General features: G+C 51.8%; 18 protein-coding genes and 2 pseudogenes. 17 read left to right on the top strand and 3 right to left on the bottom strand.

Features of this window, described 5'->3' with window-relative positions; all coding sequences use genetic code 11:
* The first annotated feature begins 17 nt into the window (after positions 1-17).
* From lpdA to FYJ45_RS15605, 4 genes are all read left to right on the top strand, one after another.
* Entirely contained in the window at positions 18-1409 is a 1392-nt protein-coding gene (lpdA, locus tag FYJ45_RS15620; protein WP_154465587.1) for a dihydrolipoyl dehydrogenase, read from the top strand.
* A complete protein-coding gene (locus FYJ45_RS31805; protein ID WP_154465585.1) occupies positions 1406-4279 on the top strand; it encodes a D-serine ammonia-lyase in 2874 nt (957 codons plus the stop codon). Before lpdA ends, FYJ45_RS31805 begins: the two co-directional genes overlap by 4 nt.
* Positions 4280-4547: 268 nt before the next feature.
* Complete coding sequence (locus FYJ45_RS15610; RefSeq protein WP_154465583.1) at positions 4548-4772, top strand: hypothetical protein; 225 nt, start codon at positions 4548-4550, stop codon at positions 4770-4772.
* A gap of 110 nt (positions 4773-4882) precedes the next feature.
* Complete coding sequence (locus FYJ45_RS15605; protein WP_021634681.1) at positions 4883-5095, top strand: DUF378 domain-containing protein; 213 nt, start codon at positions 4883-4885, stop codon at positions 5093-5095.
* Positions 5096-5130: 35 nt separating this feature from the next.
* Here FYJ45_RS15605 and FYJ45_RS15600 read toward each other — a convergent pair whose 3' ends face one another.
* The gene (locus FYJ45_RS15600) at positions 5131-6093 is read right to left on the bottom strand and encodes an AraC family transcriptional regulator (RefSeq protein WP_195841832.1); all 963 of its coding nucleotides are present in this window, start codon (positions 6091-6093) and stop codon (positions 5131-5133) included.
* A gap of 125 nt (positions 6094-6218) precedes the next feature.
* Between FYJ45_RS15600 and FYJ45_RS15595 the strand changes: the two genes are divergently transcribed.
* The 4 genes and pseudogenes from FYJ45_RS15595 to FYJ45_RS15580 all read left to right on the top strand — a co-directional run bounded on the left by FYJ45_RS15595 (position 6219) and on the right by FYJ45_RS15580 (position 10197).
* Positions 6219-6362 carry a hypothetical protein gene (locus FYJ45_RS15595; protein WP_021634679.1) on the top strand — a complete coding sequence of 48 codons (144 nt, stop codon included), beginning with the start codon at positions 6219-6221 and terminating at the stop codon, positions 6360-6362.
* Positions 6335-8608 (top strand): glycoside hydrolase family 3 C-terminal domain-containing protein, encoded by a 2274-nt coding sequence (locus FYJ45_RS15590; protein WP_154465579.1) that lies wholly within the window; start codon positions 6335-6337, stop codon positions 8606-8608. The genes FYJ45_RS15595 and FYJ45_RS15590 overlap by 28 nt, the downstream gene beginning before the upstream one ends.
* A gap of 162 nt (positions 8609-8770) precedes the next feature.
* Positions 8771-9076: pseudogene (locus FYJ45_RS15585) on the top strand (BlaI/MecI/CopY family transcriptional regulator); the annotation flags it as partial.
* Positions 9077-9282: 206 nt separating this feature from the next.
* Positions 9283-10197, top strand: a complete 915-nt coding sequence (locus FYJ45_RS15580; protein ID WP_154465575.1) for a YitT family protein — start codon at positions 9283-9285, stop codon at positions 10195-10197.
* 181 nt (positions 10198-10378) lie between these two features.
* Here the strand turns inward: FYJ45_RS15580 and FYJ45_RS15575 are convergent, their stop codons facing one another.
* Both FYJ45_RS15575 and FYJ45_RS32720 read right to left on the bottom strand, forming a co-directional pair.
* Positions 10379-11854 carry a DUF1846 domain-containing protein gene (locus FYJ45_RS15575; protein ID WP_154465573.1) on the bottom strand — a complete coding sequence of 492 codons (1476 nt, stop codon included), beginning with the start codon at positions 11852-11854 and terminating at the stop codon, positions 10379-10381.
* Positions 11855-12087: 233 nt separating this feature from the next.
* Positions 12088-12180, bottom strand: a pseudogene (locus tag FYJ45_RS32720) (hypothetical protein); the annotation flags it as partial.
* A 420-nt stretch (positions 12181-12600) separates the two neighbouring features.
* Between FYJ45_RS32720 and ftsH the strand changes: the two are divergent.
* The 9 genes from ftsH to FYJ45_RS15525 all read left to right on the top strand — a co-directional run bounded on the left by ftsH (position 12601) and on the right by FYJ45_RS15525 (position 23493).
* On the top strand, positions 12601-15078 hold the full coding sequence (ftsH, locus tag FYJ45_RS15565) for an ATP-dependent zinc metalloprotease FtsH (RefSeq protein WP_154465571.1): 2478 nt from the start codon (positions 12601-12603) through the stop codon (positions 15076-15078).
* 184 nt (positions 15079-15262) lie between these two features.
* Positions 15263-17134, top strand: coding sequence for an excinuclease ABC subunit UvrC (uvrC, locus tag FYJ45_RS15560; RefSeq protein ID WP_154465570.1), 1872 nt, complete (start codon positions 15263-15265; stop codon positions 17132-17134).
* 63 nt (positions 17135-17197) lie between these two features.
* Positions 17198-18145, top strand: a complete 948-nt coding sequence (hprK, locus tag FYJ45_RS15555) for an HPr(Ser) kinase/phosphatase (RefSeq protein ID WP_154465568.1) — start codon at positions 17198-17200, stop codon at positions 18143-18145.
* Positions 18146-18147: 2 nt separating this feature from the next.
* Positions 18148-19086, top strand: coding sequence for an ROK family glucokinase (locus FYJ45_RS15550; RefSeq protein WP_154465566.1), 939 nt, complete (start codon positions 18148-18150; stop codon positions 19084-19086).
* A gap of 54 nt (positions 19087-19140) precedes the next feature.
* Complete coding sequence (murB, locus tag FYJ45_RS15545; protein WP_025488331.1) at positions 19141-20052, top strand: UDP-N-acetylmuramate dehydrogenase; 912 nt, start codon at positions 19141-19143, stop codon at positions 20050-20052.
* Positions 20053-20227: 175 nt separating this feature from the next.
* Positions 20228-21088, top strand: coding sequence for an RNase adapter RapZ (gene rapZ / locus FYJ45_RS15540; protein WP_276891404.1), 861 nt, complete (start codon positions 20228-20230; stop codon positions 21086-21088).
* Between the two features lie 35 nt (positions 21089-21123).
* Positions 21124-22149: a DNA-binding protein WhiA gene (gene whiA / locus FYJ45_RS15535; RefSeq protein WP_154465564.1), complete on the top strand. Its 1026-nt coding sequence runs from the start codon at positions 21124-21126 to the stop codon at positions 22147-22149.
* Positions 22150-22186: 37 nt separating this feature from the next.
* The gene (locus FYJ45_RS15530) at positions 22187-22450 is read left to right on the top strand and encodes an HPr family phosphocarrier protein (protein WP_021634662.1); all 264 of its coding nucleotides are present in this window, start codon (positions 22187-22189) and stop codon (positions 22448-22450) included.
* 131 nt (positions 22451-22581) lie between these two features.
* A complete protein-coding gene (locus FYJ45_RS15525) occupies positions 22582-23493 on the top strand; it encodes a diacylglycerol/lipid kinase family protein (RefSeq protein ID WP_154465562.1) in 912 nt (303 codons plus the stop codon).
* Positions 23494-23591 lie beyond the last annotated feature (98 nt).

The following is a 23591-nucleotide window of genomic DNA, read 5'->3' as shown; positions in this document are numbered from 1 at the left end:
GCAGCGGGAGGTAATTAATGGCACAGGAATTTGATTTGATTGTTATCGGCGCAGGGCCGGGAGGCTATCCGGCGGCGCTTCGTGCGGCGGAGGGCGGCCGCAGGGTGGCTGTCATAGAAAAAGATGAGCTGGGAGGAACCTGTCTGAATCGCGGCTGTATTCCCACAAAGACATTGCTTCATGCTTCAGGTTTGTACCGCAGGCTGCAGGAAGCGCAGGCGGAGGGGCTGAGCGTGTCGGAGGCTCATGTGGATATGGCCCGGCTGCAGGAACGCCGTCTTGAGGTAATCTCCTCCCTGCGGGAGGGAATTGCCGTGCAGTTTCAGAAAAAGGGTGTGACTCTTTTTACCGGTACCGGCCGGATCCTAGAAAAAGAAAAGGTGCTGGTAACGACAGGAAAAGAGGAAATTCTTCTTACAGCGCCCCGCATCCTTATCGCGGCCGGGGCTAAAACCGCTGTTCCGCCGATTCCGGGAATCGATCTGCCCGGTGTGGAGGACAGCGCCGGCCTTCTTGCAAGACAGAAACCATACGACAGCCTTATTATTATAGGCGGAGGCGTGATCGGCATGGAATTTGCCTCCTTCTATTCTGACCTGGGGAAAAAGGTCACCGTACTGGAGGCCATGGATCGGATTTTGCCCGGCATGGATCGGGAGATTTCCCAGAATCTGAAAATGATACTGAAAAAAAGAGGTGTGGATATCCATACAAAAGCTTCCGTAACCCGTGTGGAAAGAATGCAAGAGGGAGGCTTTGTATGTTATTATGAAGAAAAAGGACAGGCGTTTTCGGCTTCCGCAAAAGGGCTTCTGGCAGCGGTGGGCCGCAGGGCGGACGGGGAGTCCGTCTGGTCAGGGCAGCTGCTGGGGCCAAGCGGGACGGAGCGTGGACGCATTCCTGTGGACGAGAATTACCGGACCCGGATTCCCGGCATATACGCCGTGGGAGACGTGACAGGGGGCATACAGCTTGCTCACGCTGCCACTGCGGAGGGGCTGCTTGCGCTGGATCATATGGAAGGCAGGGAACCTTCCATAGACAGAAGGGTCATTCCTTCCTGCGTATATACAGATCCGGAAATTGCCTGTGCGGGCCTTACCTGTGAGGAAGCAAAGGCTTCAGGCGTCCCGGTAAAAACAGCGAAGTACATAATGTCCCTGAACGGAAAATTCGTGCTTTCCGGCCAGGAGAGAGGTTTTATCAGGCTTGTGGCACGGGAGGATAATGAAAAAATTGTGGGAGCGCAGCTGATGTGCGCCCGCGCCACCGATATGATTGGAGAGCTTGCGCTGGCAATCAGCCGCGGAATTACCGCAGGGGAGCTGGCCGGAGTCATCCATCCCCATCCCACCTTTGGGGAGGGCATCGGTGAAGCGGCCCGGTTGCTGCAACAGGAGAGAACATGAGAATCAAAACAACAGGCGGTTATGTGGAAGGATTTGAGGAAAACGGACTTCAGAATTTTCTGGGGATTCCCTATGCCCGGGCGGAGCGGTTTCAGGCGCCCCGGGAAATAAACTGGGAAGGGATGTTTCAGGCTGACGCGTTTGGTAAAAAAGCGGTCCAGTCCCATCCTGCGCAAGAAACGCAGGCCGGTTTGGAAGGGCGGAAGGAATACGGGGAGGACTGTCTGAATCTGAATATTTATGTTTCGGCGCGGGCCGCCCTGGAGGCGCGCCGGGAAGGAAGGGGCCTGCCTGTGGCGGTCTATATTCACGGCGGCGCATTCCAGAACGGAAGCAACCGTGACCGGAGCGGAAAACAGATCATACGCGATCATAGCTTTATTTATGTTTCCATAAATTACCGCCTGGGCGTATTGGGTTATCTTTATCTGGGAACTGCGCTGGGTGAGGAATACCGGGGCACCGGAAACAACGGGACCCTGGATCAGCTGGCGGCCCTGCGCTGGATATATGATAATATCGGGGAGTTTGGAGGCGACCGCAGCAGGATTACCGTGTTTGGCGAATCCGCAGGAGCCAAGACTCTTGGCGCGCTTCTGCTGAGGCCGGAGCTGAAAACCTGTTGCAGCCAGGTATTGATGGCCAGCGGCGCTTACCAGTGTATCCGTGAAGAAGAAACAGCTGCTGCGGTTGCGGATTCCTTTTTCTCGCTGGCAGGGCTTAAAAGGCCGGAGGATATCCTGACCATGGATGTGGATAACCTGCTGGCAGTACAGGAGCGGCTTGTGGATAATCCGGGAAATACTTGTACCTTCGGCCCGGTTGCCGATGGAATTACGGTTCCCATGGACTGGAGGGAAGCGCTGAGAAGCGGCAGGCATTGGTCGGGCAAGGCAATTGTGGGCAGCTGCCGCCATGAAATGGTATTCCGCCGCCTGGGCGATCCTGATTTTACGGCCCATTGCCCTGCCATTGCCAGGGCCCTGTTTGGGCAGAACGCGGAGATTGCCATAGAGGAATTCGAGGAGTTCGACGCCGGGGAGCGGCAGGAAGAAAGTGGTTTAGCTTTACGCAGGGCGCTGAAATGGGAACAGCTTCTTTCCGACTACATGTACCGTACCTACAGCAGGCGCCTGGCGGAACTTCTGGCGAAAAACGGAAGCCAGGTCTGGTATTACAGCATGGATTTCGGTACGGCGTCCCATGTGCTGGATCAGTCCGCCGCATTTGACGGCGCCTGGCGGGATGATGCTTTATTCCCCGGAATTGCCCTGGAGGAACGTAGAAAGACCGCGGAAATTATCTATGAAAGCTACGTCCGCTTTTTCGAAACCGGAGATCCCAACTGGGAGGGCATCCCGGAATGGAAGCCGCTGGGAGACGAGCGGGAAAAAATGGTCTGGGATGGCCGGATCCATACGGAGCCGCTGACAGAGGAGGAAACGCTGAACCGCTTCCCTGATGAGGTATTCCGCCTGCAGCGCTCCCTGGATCACGCCGTTTCCACAAAGGAAACGGTGGGTCCGCAGCCACAGGCAGTGCCGGATGCGGCAATGGAGGAAGCATCGGATATCATCGCCCGGGTGACAGCGCAGAGGGAGGTCTTCTGGATCAATCCCCACCGTGTTTCTTTCGCAAAAGCGAAGGAAAGCCTGGACTTTACGATGGCGGATATAGAAGAGGCCCAGGCGCGCCTGCTCAGGTTCGCCCCATTTCTGGAAGGCTGCTTCCCGGAGCTTCAGAAAACCGGAGGAATCATCGAATCCCCGCTGCAGGATATCCCGGCCATGGCGGAAAGCCTCTGGGACGGCTGCGGGGCGGGAGAGGGGGAGCCTCTCAGACATGGACGCATGCTCATGAAGCTGGACAGTGAGCTGGCGGTGGCCGGATCCGTCAAAGCCAGAGGCGGCATTTACGAGGTACTTGCAGCCACGGAGGAGCTCGCCCTGAAGGCCGGGCTTCTGAAGGAAACGGATGATTATTCCGTCCTTTTGAAGCACAGGGACTTTTTTTCACACTATACCATGCAGGTGGGCTCTACAGGAAACCTGGGACTGAGCATCGGCATTATGAGCGCAGCCATCGGCTATCGGGCGGTGGTGCATATGTCCTCGGACGCCAGGCAGTGGAAAAAAGATCTCCTCCGGAGCAAAGGGGTTATTGTAAAAGAATATGAGGGAGATTACGGCGCTGCGGTCAAAGAGGGCAGGGCGCTGTCCGATGCGGATGAAAACAGTTATTTTGTGGATGACGAACATTCCTCCAGACTGTTTCTGGGCTATGCCGCCGCCGCACTCCGGCTGAAAAAACAGCTGGCGGATAAACAGATCCCCGTGGACGGTGATCATCCGTTGTTTGTTTACCTGCCCTGCGGCGTGGGAGGCGCGCCGGGCGGCATTACCCTGGGGTTGAAATATGTATTCGGGGACGCGGTGCACTGCTTTTTTGCGGAACCGGTGCAAAGCCCCTGTATGCTCCTTGGCATGGCAACCGGCAAAGGGGATCAAGTCTGCGTACAGGACTTCGGACTGAGCGGGAAAACGCTGGCGGACGGCCTGGCGGTAGGGCGGCCCTCAGAGCTTGTGGCACGCAATATGCGTCCGCTTCTGGACGGCATTTATACGGTACAGGACGAATGCCTTCCCGGATGGATGCAACGGCTTAACGAAACGGAAGGCGTGATAATAGAACCCTCCGCCTGCGCCTGCCTGGGCGGCCCCAAAATCCTGGCCGGAGAACAGGGACGCGCCTGGCTCAAACAACAGGGCCTTTATGAAAAGACCGCCCAGGCGACCCACATCGTGTGGGCCACAGGCGGAGGCCTGATGCCTGAAGAAATAATAACGGAATATCTGAATCTTTCAAAATAGCCGAATTTTAACACAGTTTTATCCGTTGCGGTGCGACGAGCCGTTCTTCCCGGCTGCTCCCTGGCCCGGCAGTGTTTCCTGTAAGGGGCGTTTGAAAGCGCCAGTCCGATATTTCATTTATTTTTATTATTCTGTATGGTTTTATTCTTCACTCCGTGATAAAATAACAGGAACAGTATTACAGGGACGGAAGTGTCCGGAGGATAAAACATATGCATAATAAGCTGGCTGTGACAGGGGGAAGCAGGCGTTTTTTTAAAGGGAAGCTTTGCCTGGCGGGATTGCTGATGCTGTTGTTTTGGCATCTGCTGCCGATACAGAGCCTGGCTGCGGACGGAGGCAGGCAGATGATTCGTGTAGGGTATCCCATACAGTTGGGGATGACCTTGTTCTGGCCAGGCCGCAGAATGATTATGATTCCCTCTACATCAAGGCGGATAAAGCGCTGTACCGGGCAAAAAAGGAAGGACACAATACGTATTTTATCGCCTGAACCGCCGTATTTTTCAGAACATTTTAACTTAAAAAAGGAAAATACAAAAAAAGTATAAAAAAGGAATTGAACGGGCATGATAGTTATGTAAGAAAAAGGAGGTAGCTGTCATGGGAAACAAAGGTCTTGATTATACAGCACTTGTGATTGCAGTTATCGGCGCCGTAAACTGGGGACTTATCGGATTGTTCCGACTGGATCTGGTAGCGCTGATATTCGGCCAGATGAGCTGGATTTCCAGAATCATTTATGTGATTGTGGGTATCTGCGGAATCTATCTGCTTACCTTTTTCGGCCGTGTTGGAAACGGAAGAGACGAATAAGCAGAAAATACGAAGAAGCCTCCGGAAGAAAAAAATTATTTTCCGGAGGTCTCTTTTCTTTTGGCGGAAGGCGTGCAGCCGTATTTTTCGTAAAACATCCGCCGGAATAATTTATAATTGGTAAAGCCATGGCGCACCAGAAGCTCGGTAATGCTTGTATCGGTACGCAGAATGTCTTCGCAGATATGGGAAAAACGAACCTGGTTTACGAATTCCAGGAAGGTCATTCCCATATTTTTTTTGAAAAAACGGCAGAAATACTCCGGGTTCAGAGCCACCTGGGCGGCGGCGTCACGCAGGCTGATGCTTTCCTGATAGTGTGCATTTACATAATCCATTACCGTGATCAGCCGGGCGCGCTCCTCGTCGTTCAGGCTGCCTCCGCCCTCTCCCGCGGGTAGCCGGAAGCAGTTGACGCAAAGAAAAAGCAGCTCATAAAGCAGGCTGGTGAAATGCAGCTGATAGCAATAGGGCTTACGGATGTAAATCTCCTGTATTTCCTTTAGACAGTAGACAAGGGCTTCATCGGAGCGCGTTTCCCCGCAGGAGCCGTTCATAAAGCGGATGCGGTCAAAATCCGGAATGTGTTTTTTCAGGAACTGATAGGGAATCTGAAGCACATCTATGCGGGAATGCTCGGAACTGCTGGTGGCATGGATATCCCTGGAATTGATGATGGCAAAATCCCCTTTTTCCAGGCGTATGGAGAGATCATTGACCAGCAGATCCATATCCCCTGCCTCGATATAGAGAATTTCCAGACTGTTGTGCCAGTGCCGGGGGACCAGGATTCCGGCATCCTCATAGGAAAAACAGCGGACCTGGATATCCGGCTCCACCTGGATGTTTTCATGGGTATAAACAACCGGTGAAAAGGATTCCTTTACCTGGATGCCGTCAAAATAACTGCCGGGACAGGAATCGGAGGTACCCTGATAACCGATTTCCTTTTCACCCCAGTTTGCGGGGAAATGCCCCGCTTCATTATAATATTTCATGAAAACCTCCATAAGGTTAAGAATTGCCTTAAAATACCTCTTAATTATCCGTTATTTTTCAAAATAAGTCAATATTGACCCAATGTAAGTCATTTTTGCAATAGAAAAGCAGGTTATAACATGCTATGATGAAAATACAGGCGCCGGCGGACGGCGCCGGAGGTTCAGGAAAGCCCTGGCTGAGGACGGCCGGAGACGGCAGCCGGCTGGGGGATAACAGCAAGTTTAAGAAGGAGAAGGTATGGAAAGGGAAAAATTACAGGAATTAATCAAACAGATGACACTGGAGGAAAAAGCGTCCCTGTGTTCTGGCGCAGATTTCTGGCATACGGAAAGCGTTGACCGGCTGGGGATTCCGGCAATGATGGTGTCCGACGGCCCTCACGGCTTAAGAAAGCAGGACCAGGAGGCGGATCACCTGGGAATGAATGACAGCATTAAGGCTGTGTGCTTCCCGGCAGGCTGCGGCACGGCGGCCAGCTTCAACAGAGAGCTGATTACCAGAATGGGAGAGACACTGGGAGAAGAATGCCAGGCGGAGGGCGTAGGCGTTATCCTCGGGCCGGCGGTGAATATCAAGCGTTCTCCTCTCTGCGGACGTAATTTTGAATATTATTCCGAGGATCCCCTTGTGGCTTCCGAGATAGCAGGCGCATTGATCAAGGGCGTACAGAGCAAAAACGTGGGGACCAGCATCAAGCATTTCCTGGCAAACAACCAGGAAACACGCAGGATGTCCTCATCCTCCGAGGTTGACGAAAGGACGCTGCGCGAGATCTATATGGCGGCCTTTGAAGGGGCGGTAAGCAAACAGAAGCCCTGGACCGTTATGTGCTCCTACAACAAAATCAACGGCACCTATGCGGCAGAGCATAAAGAAGCGCTCACCGATATCCTGAGAGGGGAATGGGGCTTTGATGGTTTTGTGGTAAGTGACTGGGGTGCGGTGAACAACAGAGTGCCCGATCTGGAAGCCGGCCTGGATCTGGAAATGCCCTCCTCCGGCGGCATCAATGATAAGCTGATCGTGGATGCGGTAAAGGACGGCAGCCTGGATGAAGCGGTGCTGGACAGGGCTGTGGAGCGTATCCTGAACATTGTATACCGTTTTGAGGAAAACAGGGATAAAACAGCGGTATTTGACAGAGACAGGGATCATGAAATGGCGAAAAAGGTCGCTGAAGAAACCATTGTCCTTCTGAAGAATGAAGACAATCTTCTTCCGCTTTCCGAAAAGGAAGATATCGCCTTTATCGGCAAATATGCGAGAAAACCCCGCTATCAGGGCGGCGGCAGCTCACACATCAACAGCCATAAGGTAACCGGCGCCTGGGACTGCGTAAAGGACTGGGGAAATATCACATTTGCAGAAGGATATGCGGATGACGCGGATGTTGTGGATGAGGCCATGATCGCGGAAGCGGTTGCCAATGCCTCCAAAGCGAAGGCTGCGGTTATTTTTGCCGGGCTTCCGGATGCCTTTGAATCCGAAGGCTTTGACAGGGCGCACATGGGAATGCCGGACTGCCAGAACGAGCTGATTGAACGCGTTGCGGCCGTTCAGCCCAATACCATCGTGGTATTACATAATGGCTCCCCCGTGGAAATGCCCTGGACGGACAAGGTAAAGGGCATTGTGGAAGCCTACCTGGGCGGCCAGGCTGTAGGCGCTGCTACTGTGGATATCCTCTTCGGGAAAGTGAATCCCAGTGCAAAGCTTCCAGAAAGCTTCCCCTACAAGCTGGAGGATAATCCGTCATACCTGTACTATCTTGGCGAAGGCGACAGGGTGGAGTACAGAGAAGGCGTGTTTGTAGGCTACCGTTACTATGATACCAAGAAAATGGAGGTCCGTTTCCCCTTCGGCTTCGGCCTTTCCTATACAAGTTATGAGTATTCCAACCTGAAGGTCAGCGCAGATCACATAAAAGACACCGACGTCCTGGAGGTCAGCGTGGACGTGACCAATACAGGCGGCATGGCAGGAAAAGAAGTGGTGCAGCTGTACGTTTCCGACGTGGAGAGCACTGTGATCCGCCCCGTTAAGGAGCTGAAGGGCTTTGAAAAAGTAGAGCTTGCGCCCGGAGAGACAAAGACTGTCACCTTCACCCTGGATAAGAGGGCCTTTGCTTACTGGAACACCCAGCTGCATGACTGGCATGTGGAAACCGGAGAATTCCGTATCCTTATCGGAAAATCCTCCCGGGATATCCAGCTGGAAGCAGCGGTGACCGTGGAATCCACAGTGAAGGTTCCCGTACATTATACGATGGATACCACCTTCGGCGATCTGATGAAGGACGAAAAAGCCATGCAGATCATTGCTCCCATGATGCAGCTTAATATCGGCGGCCAGCAGAATGAAAGCGATGCAGCGGCAGAGGCAATATCCCGCGAGATGATGGAAGCCATGATGAAATATATGCCAATCCGCGGAATCCTCAGCTTTGCCGGAGGCAAGGTAACCCTGGAGCAGCTGACGGGGCTTCTGGACCAGCTGAATGCAGCGCAGTAATATATATAATTGATGGTAATGGATCGGGACGGAGCACTGTCCTGATCTGTTATCATGGAAGATAAAAATGCCATGCTGAACAGGAAAAGCTGATTCAGCATGGCATTTTTCAAATCCTCTGTTGACAATTGGACTACACGGCGTTAAGGCAGCGCTTTTTATGCGCAGATAGCCGGAAGACTGGCGGCAGAGGGAAATACCTGGAATAAGAATACCATAATAACCCTGCTTTCCCGCCTGGTGGAAAAGGGAATGCTTCGTACGGACAAGTTCGGCAGAAGGAACCGGTATACGGCGCTGCTTTCCCAGGAGGAATATCAGGCGGGGCAGACGGAAAGCTTTGTGGAAAAAATCTATGAAGGAAACGTACAGGGCCTGCTGGCCACCCTGATTAAAAAGGAAATGCTTACGCCGGAGGACTACGCAAAGCTGCAGGAATTCTGGGACAGGGGGGAAAATGATGAGTGAGTTATGGAAGCTTGTTCTTTCATTATCGCTGTCTGGTACGCTTTTAGTGCTTCTTCTTTCTGCAGGAAAGGTATTGCGTCAGCGGTTTCCGGTATTTTTTATTTTTTGCATATAATTTTCAAAATAATGTAAAAATGGTTGATGCAATCCCTCTGCGGGTAAGTTATAATAGATTTGGAAATACTGGCAACAGGAGGATTTTATCAATGGAAACTGCGATGCAGAAGTTCAGGGATATGGAAAAAAGCTGGAAGTGGTATCAGATTAACAGATTCTTCGGCGCGCTGGCAGGCGCGGTGGTTTATTCCCTGGGTATCAATCTGTTTATTGTGCCGGTAGCCCTGTACAGCGGCGGAATCATGGGCTTTTCACAGATACTGAGGACGATTCTTATCCAGTACCTGAATTTGCCCCTGCAGAATTTTGATATCGCCGGTGTAATTTATTATCTGATCAACATTCCTATTCTGCTGATTTCCATGAAGCGGATTGGGAGAAGGTTCTTTATTAAAACGGTGATGTGCGTAACTACGGTTACTGTCCTTCTGTCGGTGATACCGATTCCTATGCAGCCCATACTGCCTGATGATACGCTGGCCTGCTGTGTAATCGGCGGAATTATCTGCGGCCTGGGAATGGGACTTGCCTTAAAGAACGGCGGTTCCCTGGGCGGCATGGACATTGTGGGCATGATGCTGATTAAATGGCGCAAGGATTTCAGGGTCGGCCGGGTGAATCTGATCACCAACATTATCCTGTATTCGGTCTGCCTGTTCCTGTTTGATATCCCTACGGTGATTTATTCCCTTATTTACGCTTCCCTGAGCTCCTTTGCCATAGATAAGGTGCACGCCCAGACGATAAACGTGGAGGTGCGCATCATAACCAAGGCGCAGGACGAGGGGATGGAAAAAGAGATCTTCACCGAGCTGGAACGCGGCATAACCAAGTGGGAGGCCATCGGCGCTTATACGGATGAGTCCGTACACATTTTATTTGTGCTCATATCCAAGTACGAATTGAGCCAGCTGAAAAATATAGTCCATAAATATGACCCCCATGCCTTTATCGTGGTAAACGAAGGCGTGAACGTGGTGAGAAATTATAAAACGCGTCTGTAAGCCTGTAATATGGAAGCACAAATTTGATTTATGCCTTTTAAATGACGGCGGACGTGCTTATGCACGTCCGCCGTGTAAAAACCCCCCGGAAAGAAAAAGCGCCCTGCCTGACAGACGGCTTTTCTTTCCGGGGGTTTTGTGCTGTTTTTATTTGCTGACAGTTTTCCTGCATGAAGTCTGTTTACTGATGGTTATCCGATTCTGTTTTCGGCTCGCAGGTCAGATGCATTCCCAGCTTCTTGAAGACCGCTTCATCCACGGAGGAAAGCATGACGGAGGAATGGACCTCGCAGCCCTTCAGCTGGCGCAGGGCGCTTAATGCAAGCGCGGCCTGCTTGTCCGTTGCGGCGCTGATGGACAGGGCAATGAGGATTTCGTCCGTATGCAGCCTGGGGTTAATGCTTCCCAGATAAGAGGTTTTCAGTGTCTGGATGGGTTCAATGGCCTGAGGGGATACCAGATGCACTTCGTGGTCAATGCCCTCCACCACCTTCAGGGAATTCAGGAGGCACGCGGAGGCGGCGCCCAGAAGCTCCGTGGTCTTTCCGGTGACCAGCGTGCCGTCGGAAAGCTCAATCGCCACGGCGGGATGGCCGGTTTCCTCCTCCCGCTGCATGGCGGCCTTCACTACGGGACGGTCATTGATGGTAAGTCCTCCCTGCTTCATGAGCAGCTGCAGCTTATAAAGGATTTCCTTGGAGCTGTTGCCCCGCTTCAGATCGCAGAGACAGTGATAGTAGCGGCGGATGATTTCCTGGTTGGCGGCCTCACAGCAGATTTTATCGTCCAGTATACAGTTGCCTACCATATTGACGCCCATATCCGTGGGTGATTTATAAGGGCTGTCCCCCAGAATCTGTTCGAAAATGGCATTGAGGACAGGGAAGATTTCCACGTCACGGTTATAGTTGACCGTTGTCTGGCCATAGGCTTCCAGGTGGAAGGGGTCAATCATGTTTACATCGTTTAAATCCGCGGTGGCGGCTTCATAGGCCATGTTCACAGGATGCTTCAGAGGCAGGTTCCATATGGGGAAGGTTTCGAATTTGGCGTAGCCTGCCTGGATCCCTCTTTTATGCTCATGATACAGCTGGGAAAGGCAGGTGGCCATCTTGCCGCTTCCAGGGCCGGGCGCTGTGATGACAACCAGCGGTTTGGTGGTTTCCACATATTCGTTGCGGCCGTAGCCTTCATCGCTGACAATCAGGTCGATATTATCCGGATAACCTTCAATTACATAATGAAGATAAGAACGGAGCCCCAGATTGGTCAGGCGGCGGCGGTACTGGTCGGCGGAGGGCTGTCCCGCATACTGGGTGATAACAACGGAATTGGCCAGGAAGCCCATTTTGCGGAAGGTTTCGATAAGGCGCAGGACCTCGGCGTCGTAGGTAAGGCCGGAATCCCTGCGGATTTTATTTTTTTCAATGGAAGGCGCGCTGATGACCAGTACGATTTCCGCCTGATCCTTCAGCTGCTGGAGCATTTTGAATTTGCTGTCCGGTTCAAAGCCGGGAAGGACGCGGGAAGCATGGTAATCGTCAAAAAGCTTTCCGCCAAACTCCAGATAAAGCTTGTCGCCGAACATGGCGATCCGCTCCTTAATGTGTTCTGACTGCATTTTCAGATATTTGTTATTATCAAATCCGTACTTCATAGTTCCCTCTTTGTATTTTATTTTTTTGGTTTGTGTTCAGTTTTTTACAGCTATTTATTCCCGCGAGCAACGAGCCAAGTAGCCATGCTTGCATGGATATTTGGCGACTGCCGCGAGGGTCAAATACCCCGCTGCTCTGCAGCGCTGCAAGTTTGATACCCCGTTGCTTGCAGCGGGGTTTTTGATTTTACTTCTGCAGGGCCGCAGACACAAATCCCCTGAAAAGGGGGTGTGGCCTGTTGAAGCCTTCCCGGGGATGCGGCGGTAATTCCCTTTCCGGGCCCGGATACCATGCCGCCTGTTACAAATACATATTTTACTGCCATGACGTTCTCCATTTTGCCGTAGGTGACGGCTTTACAATACAAAGCTTCAGCAAGCTGCAACTGTGATGGGGCTTACAGTTATGGATAAATTAGAAAAGTACGCCGTTAAGCGTACCGGTTCCCCGTCCTTTGTATAGCATGCAGTATAGAAAACATGCATTTTCTGGAACTGGACTGCGCCCTTTGTTTCCGGCTTTTCACAAACCCGCGCAAAAACAATCCAATTTCATTATTATACAACGGGAAACGTAAAAAAATCCAGCGTTTCATGCAAAAAAATTAATAAATCTTTTATAGTTTGCCCCATATTTTCATAGAATTAATATTGATTTATATTTCCTGAAACCCTATAATAGGAAATGATTATCAGAATTTAGCCAGTTTCCCGAGGGAAACTGTTTATAGAAAGGTTTTTACATTATGGATAATAATAATTTGAACAGCTATAACGGCGGCAATGGCTACAATAACGGCCAGGGCGGCGGTCCCGGTAACGGCCAGGGCGGACCGGGGGGCGGCGGGCAGCCTCCGAAGAAGCAGAATTTGATGCTCCTTCTGGTTGCGGCGCTGGTGACGCTGGTATGCATGAGCTTTTTTATGAAGATGCTCAGCGGCGTTTCCAACCAGGAAATCACTTACAATGAATTTCTGGAAAAAGTGGACGCGGGAGAGGTTGAAAGCGTAGAGATTACGGATGAACAGATCAATATAGTCCCCAAATCCGACGCCAAGGAAAACCCGTTCATGCCCGCGGAAGAAATTACCTATTATACTGGACGGGTGGAGGATGCCACGTTGATTTCCCACCTTCTGGAAAAGGACGTGAAAATCAACGGGGAAATCCCCGATAATTCAGGTTTTCTGCTCTCTATTTTACTGACCTATGTACTCCCCTTTGTAGTAATCATTTTCCTTTTCAATTTCCTGATGAAGAAAATGTCCGGCGGCGGCGGTCCCATGGGCGTGGGCAAGAGCAATGCCAAGGTATATGTACAGAAGGAAACCGGTGTTACCTTCAAGGATGTTGCCGGAGAGGACGAAGCCAAGGAATCCCTTGTGGAGGTGGTGGATTTCCTGCACAATCCGGGAAGATATTCCAAAATCGGCGCCAAGCTGCCCAAGGGCGCGCTGCTTGTGGGACCTCCCGGAACAGGTAAGACGCTGCTGGCCAAAGCGGTGGCAGGAGAGGCGCATGTGCCGTTTTTTTCCCTGACAGGTTCCGACTTTATCGAACTTTACGTAGGTGTGGGCGCATCCCGTGTGCGTGACCTGTTTAAGGAGGCCACCAAGAACGCCCCCTGTATTATTTTTATCGATGAAATTGATGCCATCGGCCGCAGCCGTGATTCCAAGTACGGCGGAGGCAATGAAGAGCGGGAGCAGACGCTGAACCAGCTGTTGTCTGAAATGGATGGTTTTGACAGCTCCAGGGGCATCCTGATCCTGGGCGCTACCAACCGCCCGGAGATCCTGGATAAGGCGCTTCTGCGTCCCGGCCGTTTTGACCGTCAGATCATTGTGGATAAGCCGGATCTGAAGGGCCGCGTGGAAATCCTGAAGGTGCACGCCAAGGATGTGCTGATGGATGACACCGTGGATTTTGACGCCATTGCGCTGGCAACCAGCGGGGCCGTAGGCTCCGATCTTGCCAATATGATAAATGAAGCCGCCATCAATGCGGTAAAGCAGGGCAGGGATTATGTCTGCCAGAAGGATCTGTTCGAGGCGGTGGAACAGGTGCTTGTAGGTAAGGAAAAGAAGGACCGCATCATGAGCAAGGAGGAACGCCGCATCGTTTCCTATCATGAGGTGGGCCACGCGCTTGTGAGCGCGCTGCAGAAAAACTCGGAGCCTGTGCAGAAAATCACCATCGTCCCCAGGACCATGGGCGCGCTTGGATACGTGATGCAGGTGCCTGAGGAGGAGAAGTTCCTCAATACCAAGGCGGAGCTTCACGATATGCTGGTAGGCCTGCTGGCAGGCCGGGCCGCGGAGGAAATCGTATTTGATACGGTAACTACCGGCGCTTCCAACGATATTGAGAAGGCGACCAGCATCGCGAGAGCTATGGTAACCCAGTACGGCATGAGCGAGAAATTTGGCCTGATCGGCCTGCAGACGGTGGAGAGCCAGTACCTGGACGGCCGCGCGGTTATGAACTGTTCCGACGTGACGGCGGCGGAGGTGGATTCCGAGGTAATGCGCATCCTCAAGGAATGCTACGCAAAGGCGCTGGAGCTGCTTGGCGGAAACCGCGCCGTTATGGATAAGATCGCAGAGTACCTTATCGAAAAGGAAACCATTACCGGTAAGGAATTTATGAAGATATACCGCAGGGAAAAGGGAATCCCGGAGCCTGAGGAAACGGAGACCCCGGAGGAGGCCAGGCCGAGGATCAGTGAAAATACCCCTTCCGTTACAACTGTGGACATACAGAAAACACAGGGCGCTCCGGCACAGCCGCAGGAAGAGATTGTCCCCAAGCCCTGGGATCTCCATTTCCAGCAGACGCAGAACAGCGCGCCGGCAGGGGAAAATACGGCAGGAATGCAGCAAATGCCCGCAGGGCAGCAGCCCATGGGACAGACGCCTGCATCAGCAGGGGAAGCTAACGCAGCCCCGGCAGGAAACGAATCTAACAGACCGGACGGCAATGACTGGTGGAGCGGCGGCGAAAGCGGCATCCCCGGGCAGGATTTGAATTTCTTCCGCACGGAGGAGAATGGGAACGGAAGTGATTCCCATCAGGAAGGCTCTTCAGAACAGGCGGCCGGACAACCGGAAAACGGCACAGACGCCGGCAGCGCGCCGGATGACGGCGCGGCAGGAGCGGGCAAGCCCGCCGGCCCGGTAGGCAGGTTTTCCAATACGGTTCTTCCGCCGTCAGACAGGAAATAACCTGTAATTAAGATTCCCTCGCAGGAAACAAAGCGAGGCGGGACATTAAATTCATAAAAAAAGCTACGGATAAGGGATTCTTATGTTAAGATAAAGTAAGAATCCCTTTTCCTGTCGGCAGTCTCCTGATGCCGCCATATATTTTGCCGCTATACACTTTTACACCCGCAGGGAGGAAAAACATATGTTTAACTTCGAAGAAGAACTGAAAAAGCTCCCCCCCAAGCCCGGTGTTTACATTATGCATGACAAGGATGACACGATTATTTATGTGGGAAAGGCCATCAGTCTGCGCAACCGGGTGCGTTCCTATTTCCGGGAGAGCACAAATAAAAGCCCCAAAATAGAAAAAATGGTGACTAAAATCGCCAGATTTGAATATATAGTTACGGATTCCGAGCTGGAAGCGCTGGTGCTGGAAAACAATCTGATTAAGGAGCACAGCCCGCGCTACAACACCATGCTTAAGGATGATAAAACCTATCCTTATATTAAAGTGACAACAGGGGAAGAATATCCAAGAGTCCTTTTTTCCAGACAGATGAAAAAGGATAAATCCAGATATTTCGGGCCCTTTACTTCCGCCGCGGCGGTGAAGGACACCATAGAGCTGATCAATAAGCTGTACCGTCTGCGGACCTGTAACCGGGTGCTTCCCAGGGATATCGGTCTGGACAGGCCCTGCCTCAACTACCATATCGGACAGTGCAGCGCGCCCTGCCAGGGAATGATTACCAAAGAGGAATACCGGGAGCAGGTGGATAAGGCGCTGGATTTCCTGAACGGCAACTTCAAGCCCATACTTACGGATTTGCAGCAGAAGATGGAGGAAGCGTCGGAAAACCTGGATTTTGAAGAAGCTATCCGCTACCGGGATCTGTACAACAGTGTGAAGCAGGTAGCCCAGAAGCAGAAAATCACGGACAGCAACGGGGAGGATAAGGACATTATCGCCCTTGCCAAGGATGATAACGATGCGGTGGTCCAGGTGTTTTTTGTCCGGGACGGCAGGCTGATCGGCAGGGAGCATTTTTATATGACGCATATTTCGGACAGCACCTCGGCCCAGATACTCCTGGACTTCGTCAAGCAGTTCTATGCGGGAACGCCTTTTGTGCCCAGGGAGCTGATGCTGCAGGAGGAAATTGAGGATACGGAGGTTGTGGAGCAGTGGCTCAGCGGCCGCAGGGGAAGCCGCGTCCATATCCGGGTGCCCAAAAAGGGAACCAAGGAAAAGCTGGTGGAGCTTGCCGCTACCAATGCGGCGCTTGTCCTGAGCAAGGACAGGGAGCGCATCAAGCGGGAGGAGGGTAGGACCATCGGCGCCGTGAAGGAGATCTGCGCGCTTCTTTCCCTGCCCGAAATCAGCCGGATGGAGGCCTTCGATATTTCCAACATCAGCGGCTTTGAAAACGTGGGCTCCATGGTGGTCTATGAAAAAGGAAAACCGAAGCGGAGCGATTACAGGAAATTCAAAATCCGCACAGTGTCCGGCCCGGATGATTACGCCTGCATGAAGGAGGTCCTCACCAGGCGGTTCCTCCACGGTATGGAGGAAGCGAAGGAGCTGCAGGAAAAACAGCTGGAAAAGGAATTCGGCAGCTTTACCAAATTCCCGGATTTGCTGCTGATGGACGGCGGCAAGGGCCAGGTGAACGTGGCGAAGCAGGTGCTGGAGGAGCTGCATATTAACATACCGGTGTGCGGCATGGTGAAGGATGACAACCACCGTACCAGAGGGCTTTACTATCAGAATGAAGAAATTGAGATAGACACCCGCAGCGAGGGCTTTAAGCTCATTACCCGCATCCAGGATGAGGCCCACCGGTTTGCCATAGAATACCACCGCTCCCTGCGGAGCAAGGAACAGGTGCGCTCCGTGCTGGACGATATACCCGGCGTGGGGCCTGCGCGGCGCAAGGCGCTGATGCGGCATTTCAAATCCATAGACGACATCCGTTCGGCGGACGCGGCGCAGCTTTCCCGGGTGCCGGAGATACCGGAGCATATCGCGGAAGAAATCTATTCTTTTTTTCATGGTTCTGTGGTAAAATAAGCAAAGATAAACGCGCAGCGATATATGTATTACAGCGGAAAATATAAAAGTGGAGGACAAGGTATGTCACATGTGAATCTAACACAGATCATTGAGAAAATGAAACTGGAAAACCTGACACCGGAAATCGATGTCAAGGGGATCAAAATCACCCAGCCGGACATCAACAGGCCGGCGCTGCAGATGGCGGGGTATTTTGAGCATTACGAGGCCACCCGCCTGCAGATTATCGGCTTTGTGGAATATACCTATATGGAAGCGATGACGGAGGAGAGGAAGAACAAGATTTATAACCAGCTACTGTCCTATCCCATTCCCTGTATCGTATTTTCCAGGGAGCTTCATCCCGACCCTCTTTTCCTGCAGATAGCAAAGGAAAAAAATGTGCCTATTCTGATGACAAAGAAGGCGACATCCGCTTTTATGGCGGAAATTATCCGCTGGCTGAATGTGATGCTGGCGCCCTGCATTTCCGTACACGGCGTGCTGGTGGACGTTTATGGCGAAGGTGTGCTGATTACCGGAGAGAGCGGAATTGGTAAATCCGAGGCGGCCCTGGAGCTGATTAAGAGAGGACACCGTCTCGTATCCGACGACGTGGTGGAAATCCGCAAGGTCAGCGATGATACTCTGATTGGCAATGCGCCTGATATCACAAAGCATTTCATTGAACTGCGCGGTATTGGAATCATTGATGTAAAGACGCTGTTCGGTGTTTCCAGCGTAAAGGATACCCAGTCCATTGATCTGGTGATCTGTCTGGAGGACTGGAATAAGGATAAGGAATATGACAGACTCGGTCTGGAGGAGGAATATACGGATTATCTGGGCAACAAGGTTGTCTGCCACAATATTCCCATCCGTCCCGGACGTAATCTGGCCATTATCTGTGAATCTGCGGCAGTTAACCACCGCCAGAAGAAGATGGGCTATAACGCGGCGCAGGAGCTGTACACCCGTGTCCAGAATTCCCTGGCCCGCAGAAGAGAAGAAGATGAGGAGGACGATTGATTATGGCAAAGTACTGTTTCGGAGTAGATGTGGGAGGCACCACCGTCAAGCTGGGCTGTTTTGATACGGAGGGAACCCTTCTGGAAAAATGGGAGATTACCACAAGGACGGCCAACGGCGGCGAGGCGATTCTGCCCGACGTTGCCGCCAGCATTCTGGACAAGATGAAAGAGCGTGAGATTTCCAGGGAAGATGTTATCGGCGTGGGCGTAGGCGCTCCCGGTCCCATTGACGGGGAAGGAACCGTTTATAATGCCGTAAACCTGGGCTGGGGAACCTTCAGCATTAAGACCCAGCTGCAGGGACTTCTGAACATTCCCGTAGAGGCAGGCAATGACGCTAACGTGGCCGCTCTGGGAGAGATGTGGAAGGGCGGCGGCCAGGGCCATAAGAACCTGGTGGCTGTTACGCTGGGAACCGGCGTTGGCGGCGGCATCATCGCCGACGGCAGAATTCTTTCCGGGGCCACGGGAGCCGCGGGGGAAATCGGACACATCCATGTGATGGACGGCGAGCAGGAAATGTGCAACTGCGGCAACTACGGCTGCCTGGAGCAGTACACCTCCGCAACCGGTATCGTAAGGCTTGCAAAGCGCAGGCTGGCGGCTGATGATAAGCCCAGCAGCCTGAGAGGGAACGACAGCATTTCCGCCAAGACCGTATTCGATGCGGTAAAGGCAGGGGATGAGCTGGCAATCGAGGTGGCGGAGCAGTTCGGTGAAATCCTGGGTAAGGAGCTTGCCAACATTGCAGGCGTTGTGAATCCGGAAATTTTTGTAATCGGCGGCGGCGTATCCAAAGCAGGCCCGATTCTGCTGGATTATATCCAGAAGAATTACATACCTTATGTCTTCGCAGGAAGCAGGGGCGCGCTGTTTGCGCTGGCGACCCTGGGAAATGACGCCGGTATTTACGGAGCGGCAAAGATGGTGCTGGACTAAAAGCGCTGGATACGGCATAATATATTTTTAAGTTTATGAGGAATGGGAGCACAAGTGAGTAGAGCTTTGATAGAATATCTGGAAAGTGTGGTACCGGCAGAGAACATCCTTTTGGAGGAACCCATGCACAAGCATACCACCTTCCGGGTGGGAGGACCGGCAGAGGTATTTGTAACTGTCGAGAATAGTAAACAACTGGAAAAGATAATCAAATACCTGAATCTTGTGGAGCGGCCTTATTTTATCCTTGGCAACGGAAGCAACCTGCTGGTAGGGGATAAAGGCTACCGGGGAGTCATCATCCGGCTGGGCGGTGATTTCAACCATCTTACGGTGGAAGGGACGCTTCTGACGGCGGGGGCTTCCGTACTGCTGTCCGCAGCCGCCAGGGCGGCCATGGAAAACGGCCTGGCCGGAATGGAATTTGCCTCCGGCATCCCGGGAAGCGTGGGCGGAGGCGTCAAGATGAACGCAGGGGCCTATGACGGCGAAATGCGCAATATCGTGGAATCCGTACAGGTGATGTACAAGGACGGAAGCATACTGGACCTTGACAATGAGACCATGGAGTTCGGTTACCGCAACAGCGTAATCAAAAACAGGCCTTATGTGGTGCTCCAGGTTTCCATGAGGCTTCAGGAGGGTGACAGGGAGGCGATCCTTGCCAGAATGAATGAACTGACGGCAAGACGGAAGGAAAAGCAGCCGCTGGAATACGCCAGCGCGGGCAGTACCTTTAAGAGGCCGGAAGGCCACTTTGCCGGAAAGCTCATTATGGACAGCGGTATGAGGGGCGCCAGAATCGGCGGCGCGCGGGTGTCCGAAAAGCACTGCGGCTTTGTGATTAATGACGGCACGGCAGTAGCGGCGGACATTGCGGAGCTGATCCAGGAGGTCATTGAGACTGTAAAGGAAAAATTCGGAGTCACACTGGAGCCGGAGGTTATTTTCCTGGGAGATTTTTAGGCGGCTGTTCTTTGTGTGGACAGCGCTTTTAACAGTATGAAACGGGTAAACGGAGGCCCCTGCAGGGGCTTTCGTTCTGCCTGCCGGAATACGGAAGGGAAGCGCAAGATTCCTTTCAAACTACTGATTTATGCAGTATCGCAGGCAGGCCTGCGATATGCAGGAGGTATAAAAGGTGAGATTCGTAATTGTGACGGGAATGAGCGGCGGGGGCAAGAGCACAGCCATGAGAATGCTTGAGGATTCGGGATTTTTCTGCGTGGACAACCTGCCGGTGCCTTTAATTGAGAAGTTCATGGAACTGCTCATGATGCCCAATAACGAAATATCCAAAGCTGCGCTGGGGCTGGATGTGAGGGCTGACCAGTCCTTTGGCGATGCCATGAAAATCCTGAATAAGATGCGCCAGAACGGCTTTGTTTTTGAAATCCTTTTTATGGATGCCAGCGATGCAACCCTGATGAAGCGTTATAAGGAAAGCCGCAGGGTACACCCCCTGGCTACGCCGGAGGATAACCGGATTGAGAGCGGCATCCGCAGGGAAAGGGAAATCCTTACCGCCATGAAAAAACAGGCGGATTATATCATAGATACTTCCAAGCTGCTGACCCGCGAGCTGAAGGAAGAAATAGACAGAATTTTTGTGCAGAACGGGGAATATAATAATCTTATAGTAAGCATTGTTTCCTTCGGCTTCAAGCACGGAATACCGGCGGACGCGGATCTTGTTTTTGACGTGAGATTCCTGCCCAACCCATTTTACATTGACGAGCTGAAATATCTGACAGGCCTTGATCAAGGCGTACAGGATTATGTGATGAGTTTTCCTGAGGCCGGGCAGTTTCTGGACAGGCTGGAGGACATGCTGCATTTTCTGATCCCCAACTATATTAAAGAAGGTAAATATCAGTTGGTGGTTGCCATAGGCTGTACCGGAGGAAAACACCGCAGCGTGACGCTTGCAAATGAACTGTACGGGCGCATGAAGGATAAAGGGAACTATGGACTGACATTAAGCCACCGGGATGTGAAATAAATGGCCGGCGGGACTCATATCCAGGAGGGCGCAATATGTCTTTTTCGGGAGAAGTAAAAGAAGAACTGATGAAACACACGCCTCCGGCCAGGCATTGCCAGCTGGCGGAGCTTGCATCCATACTGCATTTCTGCGGCAGCCATACGGCGGCGGAGGGCAGTAATAATTTACAAAATGAAGAAAAAAAGAGCATTTTTAACGTTGAAAAGCTGCTGATTCAGGCAGAAAATGAGGCGGTTATCAGAAAATGCTTTACATTATTGAAGAAAACATTTAATATAAATACTAGCGTGAATGAAAAAAGAGTCGGAAAGAGCGGAAAAGCAGGCGCCGGGACCGGTGCAAAGCCCAGGGCTTATGAGATTGAGCTTACGGATCCCTCTCAGATAAAGCAGGTTCTCCAGGCCACTAAATTCATGGACGGGGAAGGGCATCTGAGGGATATGAAAGCGCCTGTCAGCGCGATTCTTATCAAGAATTCATGTTGTCAGAGGGCATTCCTGCGAGGGGCGTTTCTGGCGTCGGGTTCTATGAGCGATCCGGGAAAGAGCTACCATCTGGAAATTGTATGTACGAATTTATTCCAGGCGGAGCAGATACAGTCCATTCTTCTTGCATTTGAAGTGGAAGCGAGGATTGTACAGCGGAAGAAGTACCAGGTGGTTTATATGAAGGACGGCACCGGGATCTCAGACTTCCTGAACATTGTGGAAGCGCATGTATCCCTGATGAATTTTGAAAATTTCAGGATTGTAAAAGAAATGCGCAATTCTGTAAATCGGAGAGTGAACTGTGAGACGGCGAATATCGGCAAAACCGTTAGTGCGTCCACAAGACAGGCGGAGGATATCCTTCTCCTGCAGCAAAAATACGGATTTGAGAATCTTCCGGAAAGCCTGAGGGAGATGGCGGAGGTCAGACTGGCCTATCCCGACGCCCCCTTGAGGGAGCTGGGGGAATATCTGGATCCTCCTGTTGGTAAGTCCGGTGTGAATCACAGGCTTCGTAAATTGGGTGAGCTGGCGGACAAGGTCAGATCACAGCAGGGGATAAAGAGTTAACAGAAGTGGAAGGAAAGCAGTAAAAGGAGGAGTAATTATGAAAATGAAGGCAGTCAGAATTCAGTTAAACGGCGGACTGGAAGCGAGACCCGTAGCTATGCTTGTTCAGGTGGCCAGCCAGCATGACAGTACTGTTTATCTGGAATCGGAAGGCAAGAAGGTAAACGCAAAGAGTATCATGGGAATGATGAGCCTTGGACTGGACAGCGGCGAAATGGTAACTGTAATCGCCGATGGCCCTGACGAGGAGGTTGCGGTGGAAGACATTGCAAAATATCTTTGCAGCGGCAAAAGCAACTGAATGAAGAAAAGGCTTTAAAATAATAGCGAAAGGAGCATTTACATGCTCCTTTTTTGGAGTTCTGAGGGGGCCATTAAAAAGAGGAAAACAGTGAGTTCGCATTTTGCTCCGCAAAACATGGAGGATTTGAGATGGCTAAGAAAAAAATGCTGTTTATTTATAATCCAAAGGCCGGCAAGGGACAGATTAAAAACAACCTTTGTGATATTATAGATGTTTTTGTAAAGGCAGGGAATGAGGTCACCGTTTATCCCACCCAGTATGCAGGGGATGCGGTAAGGATGGCTGCTGAGAAGTCAAAGAAATACGATTGTGTTGTCTGCAGCGGGGGCGACGGGACGCTGGATGAGGTGGTCACCGGTATTATGAAGAGCAACAAGCTGGTTCCGGTGGGCTATATCCCGGCGGGAAGCACCAATGATTTCGCCAACAGCCTAGGGATTCCCAGGAATATGAAGGCCGCCGCGGAAACAGTGGTTGGCGGCAGACCCTTTGCCTGCGATATCGGCGCCTTTAATGACGACACGTTTGTGTACATTGCGGCTTTCGGGCTTTTTACCGATGTTTCCTATGAGACGAAGCAGGAATATAAGAACGTCCTGGGACATATGGCATATATCCTGGAAGGGATGAAGCGCCTGCCTTCCATCAAATCCTATCAGATGAAGGTAACGGCGGAGAACCTGGAGATTGAAGGCGACTTCATTTTCGGTATGATTACCAATTCCATGTCCGTGGGAGGCTTCAAGCGGATAACCGGAAAATATGTGGAACTGGATGACGGGGAATTCGAAGTGACCCTGATTAAGCGACCCATCAATGCCATTGAGCTGAACCAGATCCTTACTGATCTTGTAAACAGGAACATAGATACGGATCAGATGTACTGCTTTAAGACAGCTTCCCTTCATATTGAATCCGAAGAAGAGGTTGCCTGGACCCTGGACGGGGAATTCGGAGGGCGCCACAGGGTAGTGGATATGGAAAACCGGAAGCAGGCTCTGGAAATCAGGGTTCCCTGGCCTGAAAATGTGTTGATTTAAGGCAGCGGCTTCCGGCCCGCTGTGTTTTGGGAAGTAATTGTGGAGGGACTGAACAGTTACATTCAGGCAAGTTATGTGAAAAGTTTAACTTTCCTTAT

Source organism: Eisenbergiella porci (assembly GCF_009696275.1).
Lineage (GTDB): Bacteria > Bacillota > Clostridia > Lachnospirales > Lachnospiraceae > Eisenbergiella > Eisenbergiella porci.
Note: the sequence above shows the minus strand (reverse complement) of the source record. Positions and strands in the feature narration are given on the sequence as shown.